Source organism: Cyanobium sp. WKJ7-Wakatipu (assembly GCF_024345355.1).
In the GTDB taxonomy this organism is placed as follows: domain Bacteria; phylum Cyanobacteriota; class Cyanobacteriia; order PCC-6307; family Cyanobiaceae; genus Cyanobium_A; species Cyanobium_A usitatum.
On the sequence record NZ_JAGQAY010000001.1, the window covers coordinates 125,779 to 140,918 of the forward strand.

Annotated in this window: 20 protein-coding genes; 10 read left to right on the top strand and 10 right to left on the bottom strand. The window is 62.0% G+C overall.

What is annotated here, in order from left to right; genetic code table 11:
* Positions 1-73 precede the first annotated feature (73 nt).
* From secF to rsmA, 6 genes are all read right to left on the bottom strand, one after another.
* Complete coding sequence (gene secF, locus KBY83_RS00640) at positions 74-1,051, bottom strand: protein translocase subunit SecF (RefSeq protein WP_255017812.1); 978 nt, start codon at positions 1,049-1,051, stop codon at positions 74-76.
* Entirely contained in the window at positions 1,051-2,553 is a 1,503-nt protein-coding gene (gene secD, locus KBY83_RS00645; protein WP_255017813.1) for a protein translocase subunit SecD, read from the bottom strand. The genes secF and secD overlap by 1 nt, the downstream gene beginning before the upstream one ends.
* Positions 2,554-2,555: 2 nt before the next feature.
* Positions 2,556-3,539 (bottom strand): pyruvate dehydrogenase complex E1 component subunit beta, encoded by a 984-nt coding sequence (locus KBY83_RS00650; protein WP_255017814.1) that lies wholly within the window; start codon positions 3,537-3,539, stop codon positions 2,556-2,558.
* 139 nt (positions 3,540-3,678) lie between these two features.
* Positions 3,679-4,014 carry a DUF3082 domain-containing protein gene (locus KBY83_RS00655; protein ID WP_255017815.1) on the bottom strand — a complete coding sequence of 112 codons (336 nt, stop codon included), beginning with the start codon at positions 4,012-4,014 and terminating at the stop codon, positions 3,679-3,681.
* Positions 4,011-4,946: a 4-(cytidine 5'-diphospho)-2-C-methyl-D-erythritol kinase gene (ispE, locus tag KBY83_RS00660; protein ID WP_255017816.1), complete on the bottom strand. Its 936-nt coding sequence runs from the start codon at positions 4,944-4,946 to the stop codon at positions 4,011-4,013. Before ispE ends, KBY83_RS00655 begins: the two co-directional genes overlap by 4 nt.
* Positions 4,939-5,778, bottom strand: a complete 840-nt coding sequence (gene rsmA / locus KBY83_RS00665; RefSeq protein WP_255017817.1) for a 16S rRNA (adenine(1518)-N(6)/adenine(1519)-N(6))-dimethyltransferase RsmA — start codon at positions 5,776-5,778, stop codon at positions 4,939-4,941. The genes ispE and rsmA overlap by 8 nt, the downstream gene beginning before the upstream one ends.
* A 23-nt stretch (positions 5,779-5,801) precedes the next feature.
* Between rsmA and KBY83_RS00670 the strand changes: the two genes are divergently transcribed.
* Positions 5,802-6,089, top strand: a complete 288-nt coding sequence (locus tag KBY83_RS00670) for a hypothetical protein (protein WP_255017818.1) — start codon at positions 5,802-5,804, stop codon at positions 6,087-6,089.
* Here the strand turns inward: KBY83_RS00670 and KBY83_RS00675 are convergent.
* A complete protein-coding gene (locus KBY83_RS00675; protein ID WP_255017819.1) occupies positions 6,083-6,448 on the bottom strand; it encodes a YraN family protein in 366 nt (121 codons plus the stop codon). The genes KBY83_RS00670 and KBY83_RS00675 overlap by 7 nt on opposite strands.
* 207 nt (positions 6,449-6,655) lie before the next feature.
* Here KBY83_RS00675 and KBY83_RS00680 point away from each other — a divergent pair, with 207 nt between their 5' ends.
* From KBY83_RS00680 to KBY83_RS00715, 8 genes are all read left to right on the top strand, one after another.
* Positions 6,656-7,075 (top strand): pentapeptide repeat-containing protein, encoded by a 420-nt coding sequence (locus KBY83_RS00680; RefSeq protein WP_255017900.1) that lies wholly within the window; start codon positions 6,656-6,658, stop codon positions 7,073-7,075.
* Positions 7,076-7,084: 9 nt separating this feature from the next.
* Positions 7,085-7,501, top strand: coding sequence for a hypothetical protein (locus KBY83_RS00685; protein ID WP_106501854.1), 417 nt, complete (start codon positions 7,085-7,087; stop codon positions 7,499-7,501).
* The gene (locus KBY83_RS00690; protein ID WP_255017820.1) at positions 7,501-8,163 is read left to right on the top strand and encodes a TMEM165/GDT1 family protein; all 663 of its coding nucleotides are present in this window, start codon (positions 7,501-7,503) and stop codon (positions 8,161-8,163) included. Before KBY83_RS00685 ends, KBY83_RS00690 begins: the two co-directional genes overlap by 1 nt.
* A gap of 56 nt (positions 8,164-8,219) precedes the next feature.
* Complete coding sequence (gap, locus tag KBY83_RS00695; protein ID WP_255017821.1) at positions 8,220-9,221, top strand: type I glyceraldehyde-3-phosphate dehydrogenase; 1,002 nt, start codon at positions 8,220-8,222, stop codon at positions 9,219-9,221.
* Positions 9,222-9,307: 86 nt separating this feature from the next.
* Positions 9,308-9,685, top strand: a complete 378-nt coding sequence (locus KBY83_RS00700; RefSeq protein WP_255017822.1) for a hypothetical protein — start codon at positions 9,308-9,310, stop codon at positions 9,683-9,685.
* Complete coding sequence (locus KBY83_RS00705) at positions 9,682-9,915, top strand: hypothetical protein (RefSeq protein ID WP_254936852.1); 234 nt, start codon at positions 9,682-9,684, stop codon at positions 9,913-9,915. Before KBY83_RS00700 ends, KBY83_RS00705 begins: the two co-directional genes overlap by 4 nt.
* A gap of 84 nt (positions 9,916-9,999) precedes the next feature.
* Positions 10,000-10,341 (top strand): LexA family protein, encoded by a 342-nt coding sequence (locus KBY83_RS00710; RefSeq protein ID WP_396093129.1) that lies wholly within the window; start codon positions 10,000-10,002, stop codon positions 10,339-10,341.
* Positions 10,342-10,347: 6 nt separating this feature from the next.
* Positions 10,348-11,652: a Y-family DNA polymerase gene (locus KBY83_RS00715; protein ID WP_254959913.1), complete on the top strand. Its 1,305-nt coding sequence runs from the start codon at positions 10,348-10,350 to the stop codon at positions 11,650-11,652.
* Between the two features lie 15 nt (positions 11,653-11,667).
* Here KBY83_RS00715 and KBY83_RS00720 read toward each other — a convergent pair whose 3' ends face one another.
* On the bottom strand, positions 11,668-11,931 hold the full coding sequence (locus KBY83_RS00720) for a hypothetical protein (protein WP_255017823.1): 264 nt from the start codon (positions 11,929-11,931) through the stop codon (positions 11,668-11,670).
* 85 nt (positions 11,932-12,016) lie between these two features.
* Here KBY83_RS00720 and KBY83_RS00725 point away from each other — a divergent pair, with 85 nt between their 5' ends.
* A complete protein-coding gene (locus tag KBY83_RS00725) occupies positions 12,017-12,649 on the top strand; it encodes an isoprenylcysteine carboxylmethyltransferase family protein (RefSeq protein ID WP_255017824.1) in 633 nt (210 codons plus the stop codon).
* A gap of 2 nt (positions 12,650-12,651) precedes the next feature.
* On the opposite strand, the gene KBY83_RS00730 is transcribed toward KBY83_RS00725, so the two are convergent.
* The gene (locus KBY83_RS00730; RefSeq protein ID WP_254942457.1) at positions 12,652-12,951 is read right to left on the bottom strand and encodes a hypothetical protein; all 300 of its coding nucleotides are present in this window, start codon (positions 12,949-12,951) and stop codon (positions 12,652-12,654) included.
* Positions 12,952-13,016: 65 nt separating this feature from the next.
* On the bottom strand, positions 13,017-15,110 hold the full coding sequence (gene dnaG, locus KBY83_RS00735) for a DNA primase (RefSeq protein ID WP_255017825.1): 2,094 nt from the start codon (positions 15,108-15,110) through the stop codon (positions 13,017-13,019).
* Positions 15,111-15,140: the final 30 nt, after the last annotated feature.

The following is a 15,140-nucleotide window of genomic DNA, read 5'->3' on the forward strand; positions in this document are numbered from 1 at the left end:
AGCGAGCAAGATGGGCACAATGGAGGCTCTCAGGCTGCGGCGGCCCAGCCTTTCAAGATGAGCAGGGGTCTGATTAGCGACGGGACAATACCGGTAACAAAGTGGGGGCCACACCAATGCTGGACCAGCTGCCCACGGCAATACCGATGGCCAACGCCACCGAGAACCAGAACAAGCTGCTGCCCCCGAAGAAAATCAGACCCAGCAGGGGCAATAGGGTGGTCAAAGAGGTGTAGAGGGAGCGGGTCAAGGTTGCATCCACCGCCACATCCACCTGCTGCTGAAGCGGTAAGTGGGCCAGGCTGGTCTTCTGCTCGCGAATCCTGTCGAATACCACCACGGTGTCGGTGACCGAATAACCAGCCACAGTGATCAAGGAAACAGCAAACAGAGAATCGACCTCAATGCCAGCCACTAGTCCCAACCAGGCAAACACCCCGCAAGTGATCAACACGTCATGGGCCAGGCAAAGCAATGCAAGGAAGGCGAATAGCAAGTCGTAGCGGACGGCGATGTAGAGGGAGATAGCCGCAAAGCTCACCAGCAGAGAAATCAGGCTGCCCTGCAGAAGCTGAGCCCCGAGCGTTGGACCGATGGTGTTTACCGATGTGCCTGCGGGGTCTAGGGGACCAACGGCGACTGAAATAGCTGCAATCACGGCGTTGCTCTGGGTTGGACTCAGGGCTGGCAGCCGAATCACCAGGGAGCGTCCCTGGTCGAGCACCTGAACAGCAGTCCCAGTCAAGCGGGGAGGGGCATCTCCTGCCTGGGGTGGCAAGGTGACACCGGCTAGTTGCAACTGAACCTGTGCAGCGGTGATGGCGGAGCAGGCAGGAGCGGGACAGCGCCGTTCGATCTGAATCTGGGTGCCGCCAGTGAAATCAAGACCCGGCTTCAAGGGGGAGGCAATTGCCGGGTTGAGCAAGCAGAGCAGCAATCCCAGCAGACTAAATAGACAGGCCAGGCCCGAGACCCACCAGGCCAGCTGGCGATAGCGGCTGATGCGAAAACGCGGGGTTGGTGCTGTGGTTGTAGACACGGAACTGGACATCAGGATTTGGCACCCAGGGGCAACTGGGCATGGGGCAGGAAATAGATGGTGCGACGCAGGGCCGGATAGCTCATCAAGACCCGAATCAAGCTGCGGGTGCAAGTAAGTGAGGTGAAGAGGCTTAGCAGCAGACCGATGGCGAGGGTCACGGCAAACCCCTTAACAAGGCCGGTGCCAAGCGCGAACAGCGCTGCACAGCTGATCAAACCGGTGACGTGGCCATCCACGATCGAGGACAAGGCCAGGGAAAACCCAGTATCGATAGAGCGAATTAGGGTATTTCCTGCTCGCAGCTCCTCCTTGATGCGCTCGAAGATCAGCACGTTGGCATCAACAGCCATGCCGATCGAAAGGATGAACCCAGCAATCCCCGGCAGGCTGAGAGTGACTGGAATCAGGCTATAGACAGCCAGGTTGAACAGTGCGTAGAGGCTCAGTGCCACCACCGCCACGATGCCCGGCAGCCGGTAGGTCACGGCCATGAACACCGCTACCAGGGCCAAACCGGATAGAGACGCCACCAAGCTGGTGCGGATGTTCTCGGCCCCCAGCGAGGGACCGACCGTGCGGACCTCCACCACTTTGATCGGAAGGGGCAAGGAGCCACCCCGCAGTTGCACCTCCAGGTCACGGGACTCTTCGGCGCTGAAATTGCCGGTGATGCTGGCTGATCCGCCAGAGATGCCGGCAACCTTGAACTCAGGGCCAACACTGGCCTCGCTGATGGAACGGCCATCCAGGACAATTCCAAGCAAACGTCTCGTGCCGGCGATCGACTTGGTCAGGGCAGCGAACTTGTCACCTCCCTCCCGGTTGAACGAAAGGGTCACGTCCCATCCTGAGCCCGTTTGTTGCTGTTGACGCCCGGCTGTGGTGAGATCCTTGCCGGTGAGTGTGGCAGGTTCGTAGAGGGCGACGATCTTGCTGTTTACGGTGCTCAACAACAAATCGAGCTGGTCACTTTCACTGGTGCCGGCGGGCACGCTGAGGCCTAGCTTCTGCATAGCCTGGGCAAGATCCTCAGCCTTGAGTTGAATCTCGGGAGGTGGGCTCTGACGATCTGAGGCCGCCGCTGCTCGAGCACGTTTCTGGTTGAGCACGGACTGCACCTGACGCTTCAGCTGCAACAAACCCTGCATCTCCTGCTCAGTACCTGGCTTCTGGGCCCGGAACTCCAACAGGGCCGTGGTTCCTAGTACTTTTGCGGCCCGGCTTGGGTCCTGTTCTCCTGGGAGCTGAAGTACCAGTTGGTCTTCACCAACGGTCTGGAGAGTGGACTCGGCAACGCCCAGGCCATTGATGCGCCGCTCCAGCACCTCCTTGACCGCCTCTAGTTGTTCTTTCTTAACTGTATTGACAGCACCGGCCGGAAGCACCTCAAGGGTGAGCTGGCTGCCGCCGCGCAGATCCAGACCCAGCTGCAAAGGAAAGTTGAAGAGCAAGGCCCCGGCCGCAATTGCCAAGGCAAGAATCAGGGCAAACCACCCCTGTTGACGAGCCATATCTAAATCTTTCCTGCGACGAGCTGCTGGGCCGCATCAACAATTTGATGGGGCTGAATGATCGTCAGGTTTTCCAGGGCACCGTTGTAGGGAGTGGGGATGTCCTGAGAAGACAACCGAATCGGCCGGGCATCAAGCTCGTCAAAACAATTTTCCGTAATTAAGGCGAGCAATTCAGCCCCGATGCCGCCTGTCTTCATACATTCCTCCACCACAATTACCTTGTGAGTTTTGCGAATCGAGGCGGATATGGTCTCCATATCAAAGGGCTTAAGGCTGATTAGATCGATCAGCTCCACGCTCACCCCAGCCTGCTCCAACTGCTCGACAGCCTTGAGACAGTGATGACGCATGCGTGAGTAGGTGAGAATCGTGACATCCGATCCAGCCTTCACAACCTCGGCCTGGTCAAGGGCACAGATGTAATCACCTTCTGGAATATCTTCCGAAAGGTTGTACAGCAGCACGTGCTCGAAAAAGAGCACGGGGTTGTTGTCGCGGATCGCTGCCTTCATCAGGCCTTTGGCATTGGTGGGAGTGCTCACCGCCACAATTTTAATGCCGGGTACAGCATGGAAATAGGCCTCAAGTCGCTGGCTGTGCTCAGCGCCCAGCTGGCGACCAACCCCGCCAGGCCCCCGCACGACAGTGGGAATGGTGTAATTACCGCCGCTGGTGTAACGCAGCATCCCCATGTTGTTGGAGATTTGGTTGAAGGCAAGCAGCAGGAAGCCCATATTCATGCCTTCGACGATTGGGCGCAGCCCCGTCATCGCCGCACCAACCGCCATACCAGCAAAGGAGTTTTCGGCGATCGGGGTGTCCAGCACCCGCAGCTCACCATATTTCTCGTAGAGATCCTTGGTGACCTTGTAAGAGCCGCCGTATTGGCCGACGTCCTCACCCATCACGCAGACGTAAGGGTCTCTAGCCATCTCCTCGTCGATGGCTTCCCGAAGGGCATTGAACAGCAGCGTCTCTGCCACGTCTAGGCTTGCACCATTTAGCTGCCAACCTATCTCAGCCGCCGGCGGCGAAGGTTGAGAGCAGCAACACCGAAAGCAGCATGCCGGGGAGCAGCAGCGTTACCAGCAAACCCAGATCGTGCGGAGTCATGGAGAGAAGTTAGGGCTTTTCGGCCGCCTCGGCAGGGGCCGATCCGGAACCGGACACCAAGCTGCGCACGAACACCAACGCCAGACCAATGCCAATGAAGGCAAAGCTGAAGGTGGCAAGAAACGACATGCCAACAATCAGCGTTTTGAGGGCCGTGGCGATGCTCTGGGCAATTGCCGAGCCGTAGCTGGGTGGATGCAGTGCGTAGTACGCCACCAATTTCTGGCTCAGACCCAAGGCAAGCCAGGCCAGCAAACCAGCCGTGAGCGAGCCAGAGAGGAAACTCAGCGGCCCTTTACGGGGCACTTGATCACTGGGCTTGATGGGGGATTCGGGTTTTGTCACGGAAGCAGGCTGACACCTCGATCGCTGAAGCCACAACACCAAGACTCAAAGCCGTACAGCTCAAATCGTTCGGCTAGGTCTGCATGGGCTGTGCGAGCTTGGTCCAGGTTGGAGAACAGGGCGAAAAGACTTGGGCCAGAACCACTCATGGCAACTGCCAAGTGTTGCTCGGTCTGGCGCAGCAATGCCAGGCCCTGGCGCACGGTTTCCACCTCTGGTTCCACCACAGCCTGCAGGTCGTTGCGCAGTGGTGGCCAGCTCCCATTCCCCGCCATGGCCCCTAGTAAGGGCGCCTGGCGTAGGGCCTGACGGCGCTGCTCAAAGTCGGCTTCAGCCTCGAGATAGAAATCGCCGCGTAGCTCCTTGCAGCGTCCGTAGGCCCAGGGCGTGCTGACACTCACCCCCGGGTGCTTGAGCAGCAGTAGCGCCGGAGGCTCGGTTGAATTGAAGGCCAAGGCTTCCAACAGCTCACCGCGGCCAAAGCAGAGCTGGGTGCCGCCATCAAGGCAGAACGGCATGTCTGAACCAAGCTCAGCCGCCATGCTGTGCAGCGCCTGACTCTTAAAGCCCAGTCCCCACAGCTCGTTGAGACCAATCAGCGCCGCCGCTCCATTACTGGAGCCGCCCGCAAGGCCAGCGCCGATCGGGATGCGTTTCTCGAGCACGATCTGGGCCCCAAGCTCGGCAAAACCTGAGCGGGCACGCAACATCTCACCTGCCTTGACGACCAAATTGCTGCTGTCAGTGGGCAGCTCGGCCCGATCGCACTGGAGGCTGATTTGGCCATCCGCCGTGGGCCGCAACCGCAGGCTGTCGGCCAGATCGATCGACTGCATCACCATCGCCAGCTCGTGGAAGCCATCGGGGCGCAGGCCCAGCACCTCCAAGTGCAAATTGATCTTGGCGGGGGCACGCACGCATAGATCAGCCATGGGTAGGGGCGGCAGCGGGCGCAGCAATGACCTGATTCAAGCTGCCCGCCAACGCCACCCAGGCTGCTGGCGCGATCTCCTGGGGCCGCTGCTGCAGGCCGATGCCCGCTGCTTCTGCCAACCCAGCAAGTTCAGCTTCTGGCAGCAGACCTGCCAGGGTATTACGCACCATTTTGCGGCGAGCGGCGAAACAGCGCTTCAAAAGCATCTCCACCGTGCGGGCCAGTTGGGGTGCCAATTGCTGCTCCACTGGAAGCGGCTCCAGCAGGATCACCTCCGAGTGCACTTGGGGCGGCGGCTGAAAACAGCGCGGCGGCACGGCACAAACGGATCGGCAGTTGGCCAGCAGCTGCATACGCACGCTCAGAGCTGAAAAGGCGCTGGCGCCAGGCTCACTGCGGATCCTTTCCCCTACCTCCCGCTGCACCAGCAGCACTAGACGGTCGTAGGGGTGGGCCACCGGTCGATCGAGCCGTCCCACCAGCCGCTCTAGTAAGGGGCCAGTGATGTTGTAGGGAATATTTGCCACAACCTTGTTGGCGGCTGGTAGCTCCACTGTCAGCACATCCCCCGAGGTGAGCTGGAAGCGCGGCTGGTCGCCAAAGCGCTCTTGCAGGCCCAGCACCAGATCGCGGTCAAGCTCCACTGCAGCCACTGCTGCCGCCGGTGTAGCAAGCAGGCGCTCGCTGAGAGCTCCCCGGCCCGGCCCCACCTCCAACACCCGATCGCTGGCTTCAAGCTCTGCGGCCGCCACGATGCGTGAGAGCACCCCCTGATCAATCAACCAGTGCTGGCCGAAGCGCTTGCGGGCGCGGTGGGCAGTAAATGTCATCTTGAATTCGTCAGGTATCCACAATGGCTGTTGCCCCAGATCCAGGCATTCATCCGCAGGCATTAATTTGCGCTGCGGCCATAGTTGCCGCACTGCCGTTCCTGACCCTCCCCGCTCAGGCAGGCAGCGTCACCGCATCCTCGATCTGGGATAAAAGCAACGCCATTGAACGGGCTAGGCAGCAGCTTCCAGCTGGTGCGGTTGTTACCGCTGAGCGCTGCCAGGAGACGGAGGTAGGGATGGGCAACTATCGCTACCTATGCACTGTCGAGTTCAGCCAGCCAGCGCCGGCGGCTACTACCGATCAGTAATCGGCGCGGATCCAGCGGACTGGTCCGGGCGCCGGTGCCAGGGGCACCAAGGCAAAGACCAGCTCCACCGAGCTCTCCGCCCAAACCGGATGGTCCTCCAGCCAGCAGTGCCAGGCTCGCTCCAACCGCTGACGCTTGCCGCGGCGCAGGGCGCCGGCACCCCAATTATCGGGCCCGCAACTGCTGCGACCTTTCACTTCCACCAGCAACAGGCGGCCCCCTTTCTCCAGCACCAGATCCAGCTCTCCCCAGCGACATGCCCACTGGCGTGAAAGCAACCGCCAACCCCTGCCGAGCAGTAGGCGCAGCACCCGCTGCTCGGCCCAGTCGCCCTGGCGTCGTGCAGTGGTGCGAGCCATAGGCCTGTAGCAGCAGCTCCCAGGGTTCCCACGCAGTGCGCTGCTAGGTGCCCTGCCTAGGCTTGAGATACCAACCCAGCCGTCATGTTGCCTCTTTTATCTTCCGGTCGATCCCGTTCCGGTCGTTCTCCGGGCAGCCTGGCCGGCGGGGTGCTGGCGCTGTTGTTCGCCCTGGTCAGTGCCATCGGCTTGGCCTTGGTGTCCCCCATGCCCGCCCAGGCGGCCATGGATGTGGCCAAACAGGTGCTAATTGGCGCTGATTTTCATGACCAGGATCTGCGGGGTGCCACCTTCAACCTCACAAACCTGCGAGATGCCACCTTTGCCGGCTCCGATCTGCAGGGGGCCAGCCTGTTTGGCGCCAAGCTCCAGGACGCTGACTTAAGCAACACCAACCTGAAGGAGGCAACGCTCGATTCGGCGATCTTCGATGGCACCAACCTCACCAATGCAGTGCTGGAAGACGCCTTTGCCTTCAACACCAAATTCACAAATGTGGTGATTGAGGGGGCAGATTTCACCAATGTGCCTTTGCGGGGTGATGCGCTCAAAACCCTTTGTGGGCTTGCCAGTGGCACCAACCCGGTGACCGGCCGCGATACCCGCGCCAGCCTGGGCTGCAGCTGAGCTGAATCGATGAGCTTCGACGCCCGTAGCCGCGAACGCCTTCAAGCCCTAGGCCGCAGCCTGCCCCAACCCCTACCCAAGCCTGAGCAGCCTCAGCAAAGCCAAACCAAGGCCAGCGATAGACGCCACAAGGTGGAGCTGGAGCAAAACCCGGAGGCCCTGTTCAGGGAGCTGATGCAGGTCAGCCCCGATGGCACGGTGCCGCCCCACTTGATGGAGCGGCTGCGCGAGCTGGAGAGCCGCCGCCAAAGCGCTACCCCTGCGCCGGCGCCAAGCATTGCCGCCAGCCCCACCAAGCTCCGTGGTCGCAACACCGCTGGGCGGGCCGATCGGCGCACCGCAGCTGAATTTGGCGATCTATACACCGCCTTTCAGCAATTGCTGCTGGAGGACGAGGAGGACATCCCCTCGGCTATTGATAAGTGATGGCTCCACCCCTTTCCAGCGATCCCAGCCTGGCTGCCTTCGGCTCCAGCCTCACCGCCATCACCCTGGCCGAGCTGGGCGATAAAACCTTTTTCATGGCGCTGATCCTGGCTGTGCGCCACCGCGCCCGCTGGGTATTTATTGGCTCATTTGCCGCCCTAACCGCGGTCACCCTGATCTCCCTTGCCCTTGGATACGGCTTGCGGGAGCTGCTACCCCAAAGCCTGGTGCCCTGGCTGGCCGCCGTGCTCTTCCTCAGCTTTGGCATCAAGCTGCTGATCGATGCCCAGGGCATGGCTGCCAATGCGGCTACCGAGGAGAAGGAGGAGGCTGAGCAGGCGATCAATACGGCGGAAAGCAGCAAGGCCTCCCAGATCACGGCCTGGGCCGTGATCTGGGAGGCCTTCGTGCTGGTGTTTATCGCTGAGCTAGGCGACCGAACCCAGTTCACCACTATTTTTATGGCCACTGCGCCGGCCCAGGTATTCAGCTTTGGCGGCCTCCTCGCCGGCACCCTGTTAGGTCATGCCCTGGTCACCTGGCTGGCCGTAGGCGCCGGCAAGTGGATTGGTCAATGGGTGAATGAGCGCCTGCTATATCGCCTCAGTGGCGGCCTGTTTCTGGTGTTTGGTCTGGCGGCCTTGAGCCAGGCCCTGAGCTGATCCATCCCCCGTATGGTGCCCCCATACTTTCGCCACAGGGTTTAGGGAGCTCCACCATGACCATTCGCATCGGCATTAACGGTTTTGGCCGCATCGGCCGCCTTGCCTTCCGGCGTGCCATGACCCTGGCGGACGTGGAGATCGTCGGTATTAACGACCTGATCGAGGTCGACTACCTGGCCTACATGCTCCGTTACGACTCCACCCATGGCCGCTTCCAGGGTGAGGTGGCCGTCGAAAACGGACAGCTGGTGGTGAATGGCCAGGTGATCCGTATCAGCGCCGAGCGAGATCCAAACAACCTCAAGTGGGGCGAGGTTGGCGCCGACTACGTGCTCGAAAGCACCGGTTTTTTCCTCACCGACGTCTCCGCCCGCGCCCATATCAATGCCGGCGCCAAGCGTGTGGTGATGAGCGCTCCCTCCAAGGACGCCACACCAATGTTCGTGATGGGCGTGAACCACAGCAGCTACGCGGGCCAGGACGTGGTTTCCAATGCCAGCTGCACCACCAATTGCCTGGCACCTGTCGCCAAGGTGCTCCACGACAACTTCGGCATCGTCAATGGCTTGATGACCACGGTGCATGCCACCACCGCCACTCAGAAAACCGTGGATGGCCCTTCGGTGAATGACTGGCGTGGTGGCCGCGGCGCAGCCCAAAACATCATCCCCAGCTCCACCGGTGCCGCTAAGGCGGTTGGCCGGGTAATCCCCGAGCTCAACGGCAAGCTCACCGGCATGGCCTTCCGCGTTCCCACCCCCGATGTATCGGTGGTGGACCTCACCGTGAACCTGGCCAAACCCGCCAGCTACGACCAGATCAAGGCCGCCATGAAGGCCGCCAGCGAAGGCCCCATGGCCGGAATTCTTGGCTACACCGAAGACGAGGTTGTGAGCACCGACTTTCTGGGTGAGAGCTGCACCTCGGTTTTTGATGCCGGAGCCGGCATCGCCCTCACCGACACCTTCGTGAAGGTTGTGGCTTGGTACGACAACGAGTGGGGCTACAGCTGCAAGTGCCTCGACCTAATGCGCCATATGGCCAGCGTGGGATAGGGCCGGGTCTGATCCGGGAGCTACCCCACCGCGGCTGACCGTGGGACAGGCCGGGCACTGGAGAAGGGTCCTGCCCTTTTCTGCCCATGGCCTGTGCCGCCGTGATCTCCCTGCTCGAACCCTGCCAATCCCGCCAGGGCCACTGGCTGCTGCCAGACGCCGGCTTCCCCCAGCAGCTCGCCAGCTTGCTTGGCTCGCCCCTGCGCAGCAGCGGCAGGCCGCCCAGCAGCTGGCAGGAGCTGCATGCTGTTTTCTTGCCCTTGGCGCCGCTGCCAGCACCGGAAAACCTTTCTCCAACACCTGTTGCTACCTACCGCTACCTGATCTGCCTGGACCGCCGCGGTGGCCGCCTGTCCTGCTGGCGGCGCTATCCGGAAGGGCTGGGCTGGCAACGCCGTTGCGGTCCGATGCCGCTGGCACTGTTCATTCGTCGCTTCAACCAGCGCCTAACCTCCACCCCATGACCGGCAATCTTCAGGCGATCGGCTTTCTATTCAGCTGGGTGCTCGGCTGGGGCATCGGCGGCTCCCTGATCGATGCGGGACTAATCCAGGCCGGCGTCTATTCCCTCGAGACCGGCCAGCTCGGCACCCTCACCACCTTCGTGTTGTGGACCTTGCTGTGGGGCGCAGCTGGCGCCTGGCTCTACCGACGCTTCACCACCACTACGCCCGAGTCCGGCGAGCCGGACTAAAACAGCGCGGCAGTACGCCTGAACTAGCATGGGTTGACCCGCGGCGCGCGCCTGGCACACCCAGCCCATCCAGTCTTTCCGCCATTGCCGGGAAGCGCCAGTCTCGATGCCCAGTTGATCCGTTGCCGCGCCAGCACGGTGTTGCTGCGGGTGAGTGGTGAATCGATGCAGGCAGCCGGAATCGACCACGGCGACCTGCTGATCGTCGATCGAGGCCTGGAGCCCCGCCCCGGCCAGATCGTGGTGGCCTGCCTGGACGGCTGCTTCACCCTTAAACGGCTAGTAGCCCACCAAGGCCGGCTACGACTGGAGGCAGCCCACCCGGCCTACCCGCCCCTAGAGCTGGATTGCTTTGATGGCGCTCGCATCTGGGCGGTGGCCCTGCACGTGATCCGCACGCTGGAACCTGGCTGGGGTGTGCCGTAAAGCGCCATGACCTGCGAACCCTGGAGCCGCCGTCGCCAGGCAATCGTGCTGATCGACGGCAACAACTTCTACGCCTCCTGCGAAGCGGTGCTGGATCCCGCCGTGCTGGGGCGGCCGTTGGTGGTGCTCTCTAATAACGACGGTTGCATCGTGTCGCGCAGCGCCGAGGCCCGAGCCCTCGGCATCCGCATGGGCCAGCCCTACTTTCAGGTGCGGCGCGAGCTGGAGCGCCAGGGCGTGGTGGTGCGCAGCTCCAACTACGCCCTATACGCCGATATGAGCCAGCGGCTGATGGCCACCCTGGAACCCTGGGTGGAAGCGCTGGAGATCTATTCGATCGATGAAGCTTTCGGCCAGCTAAGCCGGCCCGCTGACCAGCGCAGCCTGCACGATTGGGGCCGGCAGCTGCGTCACCACGTGCTCTGCCAGCTCGGCCTGCCGGTGGCGGTAGGCATCGGCCCCAGCAAGGTGCTGGCCAAGCTCGCCAACCGACTTGCCAAGACGACGGCCAGCGCCACGGGTGTCTTCGACCTCGGCAGCATGGATGACCCCGATCCCCACCTAGCAGCGGTCGCCATCGAGGATGTATGGGGCATGGGCCGCCAGCTCTCCCGCTGGTGCCGCCTGCGCGGTGTCGCCGATGCCAAGGCTCTGCGCGACATGCCCAGTGGCGAACTGCGCCGCCGCTGCGGCGTGGTGGGACTGCGCCTGCAGCAGGAGTTGCGGGGTATGGCCTGCCTACCGCTAGAGACCCTGCCGGCCGCCAAGCGGGAAACCTGCGTGAGTCGCAGCTTTAGCCAGCCGATCACCAGCCAGAGCGAACTGAGGGAGGCGGTTGCTACCTACCTGAGCCGGGCAGCGGAGAAATTGCGGCGGCAACAGCAACGGGCTGGTGCAATCACGGTGTTCGTGCGCAGCAACCCCTTCAACGGCACCAGTTTTTACAGCAACAGCGCCACGGTGAGCCTGCCGCTAGCCAGCAATGACACCGCCGTACTGCTGCAGGCAGCCCTACCCCTGGTGGCAGTGCTGTTCAGCCCCCACAAGCCCCTGCACAAAGCAGGCGTACTGATGCAGCAACTGCAGGGAGAGGAGACCCTCCAGCACAACTTGCTGCTGCCACTGCCCTTGGAGCAACAACACCGTCGCACAGCCCTAATGGCCACCATCGACCAGCTTAACCGCCACTACGGCAGCGGCACCGTGCAATGGGCAGCCGCGGGACTGCAGACCCCTTGGCGAATGCGGCGCTCACGACTATCTGGAGCGGCCACTACCCGCCTAGACGCCATCCCGGTGGTGCGGGCCTGATCACTGCCGACCTGATCACTGCGGGCCTGATGACAATGGCAACAAGGCGGCTTCGATCATGGCGGCAGTAACGGTGATCATCTCCTGTTCATCGGCATTGTCGAGGTAGGCCTCAAACGAGGCATAGCGACGGATGCAGGGAGGAGCGCTGGCAGCGGCGCAGGCCTCAACCCAGCTGATGTCTTCAGGCTGCACGGAGAGGTAGGCGGTGAGAGCTTCCTCAAGATCGCTGCCATCGCCGATGGCTTCACCGTCCCAGAACACCTCGAAAAACCCCATGGAACCAGGGTGGAATCAGCAGGTATGCAGCGTATGCGGGGATCAGCAAATAAAGGAGTAGACCAAGGCTGACTGTGACGAGCCCATGACGCCATTGCCTAAAGCAGCCGGCAAAACCTGGTGGGAAGACCAGCGCACCGTGCTATCGAAGTTGGTGGCAGTACTGGCTTTCATCTTGTTAGCACTCACCCAGAGCCACTGGGAGCTGCAGCATGAAAATGTAGCCACGTTCCTGTTCAGCACCGGCCTTGGCCTGGCTGCCATTGGAGCAACGGGGCGGATCTGGTGTTCATTTTTTATCTCCGGCCGCAAGGACGGAGAGCTGGTCACTGAGGGGCCCTACTCGATCAGTCGCACCCCCTTGTATGTGTTCAGCAGCATCGGTTTGGTGGGAGTGGGGCTGAGCACCGAAACCCTCACCTACCCGCTGCTATTTCTGGTGATATTTAGTCTTTATTACCCGGGGATCATGGCTAGGGAGGAAAGACGGCTAGAAGAACTATTCGGCGAATCCTTCCGTCAATACCGGCAGCGGGTGCCACGCTTCTGGCCCAATCCAGGGCTCTACTGCGAGCCCGCCAGCTGGAGCAGCAACCCGCGCCTGTTTCGCCGCCACATCCTCAGCGACATCTGGTTTGTATGGATTGCAGCAATCATTGAACTGGTGGAGGGCATGCGCAACGTTGGCTGGCTGCCCCACCTGCTGACGCTCTGGTGAAATCACCACCAGTCATCCCAGAAAGGGCCGCCAAAATCGTCGTCATAGCCAGGTTCCACGGTCCAGGTAGGAGTGGGGCCACCTGCCTGGGGCGGTTTCGGAGGGCCAGAGAGGGTTTCGGCATTGATGCCGGGAATCGGCACCACCCCACAGGGGCACTGACACAGACCATCTGGACCGATCACGCCCTGGCTGGGTTGCTCACAGCTGCAGGGGCAGGGCTGGGCAAGCGCGGCAGGGGTAAGCCACAAAGGCAGCAGTAAAGATGGCAGTAAAAACAGGGAAAGCCGCGGAAGAAACATCAAAGCGAGGGGATAAACAGAGTGTTGAAAAGGTCTTAGGGCAAGACAGAGGTACTTACCGCTAATTAAGCCGCCGGTTGAGCCATCACCTCCTCGTAGCCAGCGCGGCGCTGGGAGTCGAGGTGTTCGAGATGTTTGCGTTCGTTGTAATAGAGCTCCTGAAAGCGCAGGGCGTCGCTGTTGAGTTCGCTGAAGAGGGCCTCGATGCGCGATTCCATATCGCTAAGCGGTGCCAGGCCCGAGGCCGTGGCCCGGGCCTCCTCCCTTTCCTGCTCCAGCAGCCGGGCAATACAACGCTCCAGGGTCTCAAGACGCTGACTGCTCCAGGCATCCAGCAGATGCCGGCAGCGTTTGACACTCTTCTGGCGCTCCAGAGATGCCGTGGCACCGCGCAGCTGAAGCAGGGGCTGGCTAAAAGCCATGCGCTGCAACTCATTAGGCTCCAGCAACGGCGTCAGCCTGGAAAGCAGGGCGCTCTGCTCCACCACCAGCTGATCGCCAAGCAACCGGGGCAAATCAAGATCGGCGAGGTCTGAGCCAGAGTCGTGGCCGCGGTTGATCGCCTCAAGCCGGCCCACACCGAGGTTGACCTCCTCTAGGCCGCTAATCGCAGCCCAAAGCAGGCGGTGGTGCTTAAGGGCGAAATCGTCGAGTTCGCGCTGCCGCAACTCCACCCGGATCGCACTGCGGTAGCCGGGGCAGTGCAGATACATCCGCAACACCTCCGCTTCAGCCCGCTCCCGCAGCCCAGCCTCACCCGGCAACTCCCACTTCTGGGAACGTCCATGCCAGCGCTGGCCTTTGACCTGCTGACGCAGATCGTCTTCCAGCTGGATCGCCAGACGGGCCTGACCACCGCTGAGGCGCTCGGCCACCCGCTGCAGATAGTGGCTGCGCACTGCGCTCTGGGGCAGCTTGCCAAGCAGGGCTACGAGGGCCGTCACCGCAAGCTGGAACTGGTCGGGACGGGCTAGATCTCGACCCTCGAGCACCTGCTCGATTTGCCAGTCGAGCCAGAGCGGCGCCTGGTCAAGCAGGGCCCGGTAATCGCCGGCACCCTGGCTCTTGAGGAACTCATCGGGATCCTTGCCGGAGGGCAGTTGCAGCACCCGCAACTCCAGCTGGCCCTGCAAGGCCAGCTGCTCCACTTCGCCAATGGCCCGTTGGGCAGCGCGCACACCGGCGCCATCGCTATCGAAATTGAGCACCATCCGCCGCCCCTCGCAGCAGCGGCAGAGCTGGGTGATCTGCTGACTACTTAGGGCAGTGCCAAGGGACGCCACCGCATTGGTGATCCCGGCGGCGTGCAGGGCGATCACGTCGAAGTAGCCCTCCACCACCACGGCTCGGTCGTCCTTGCGGATCGCGGCCGCGGCTTTGTCGAGACCAAAGAGATGCTTGCCCTTTTCGAACACCTCAGTCTCCGGAGAGTTGAGGTACTTGGGCTCGCCGCCATCAAGGCTGCGGCCACCGAAACCGATCACCCGCCCCTGGCGGTCCTTAATCGGCACCATTACCCGGCCGCGAAAGCGGTCGTAGAAACCGCGGCCGTCCTGGGAACTGGCGCCCTTGCGCGGCACCACCAGGCCTGCTTCCTCCAGCAGCTCCGGCCCCAGCCCCTCAACCTGCTGCAGGTGGCTTAACAGGCCATCCCAACGGTCGGGAGCAAAGCCGAGCTCGAAGGCCTCCAGGGTGGCTTCATTCAGGCCGCGACTTTCGCGCAGATAGGTGAGAGCGGCGGCACCCTCAGGGGCGCGCAATTGGCTACGGAACCAACCAGCCGCCAGGGTGAGTACCCGGTGCAGCTGTTCGCGGCGCGAGAGCTGCTTGCGCAGCCGCTCCTGCTGGGGGCCATCGAGGGTCTCGATCGGCAGCTGGTATTTGCGCGCCAGCTCCAGCACCACATCGCTGAAGCTCTGGCGCTGGTGCTCCATCAAAAACTTGATGGCATTGCCGCCGGCACCACAGGAGAAGCAGTAGTAGAACTGCTTTGCTGGGGACACCGTCATTGACGGTGACGTGTCGTCGTGGAAGGGACAGATGCCTACGTACTCACGCCCCTTCTTTTTGAGTACTACGTGCTCGCCCACCACATCAACGATGTCAGCCCGCTCCTTGACGGCCTCAATCGTGCGGGGGTGGAGACGAGGCAGGCTCAAGGAAGGGGCTATTTGCGGTGGGCGCTGAAG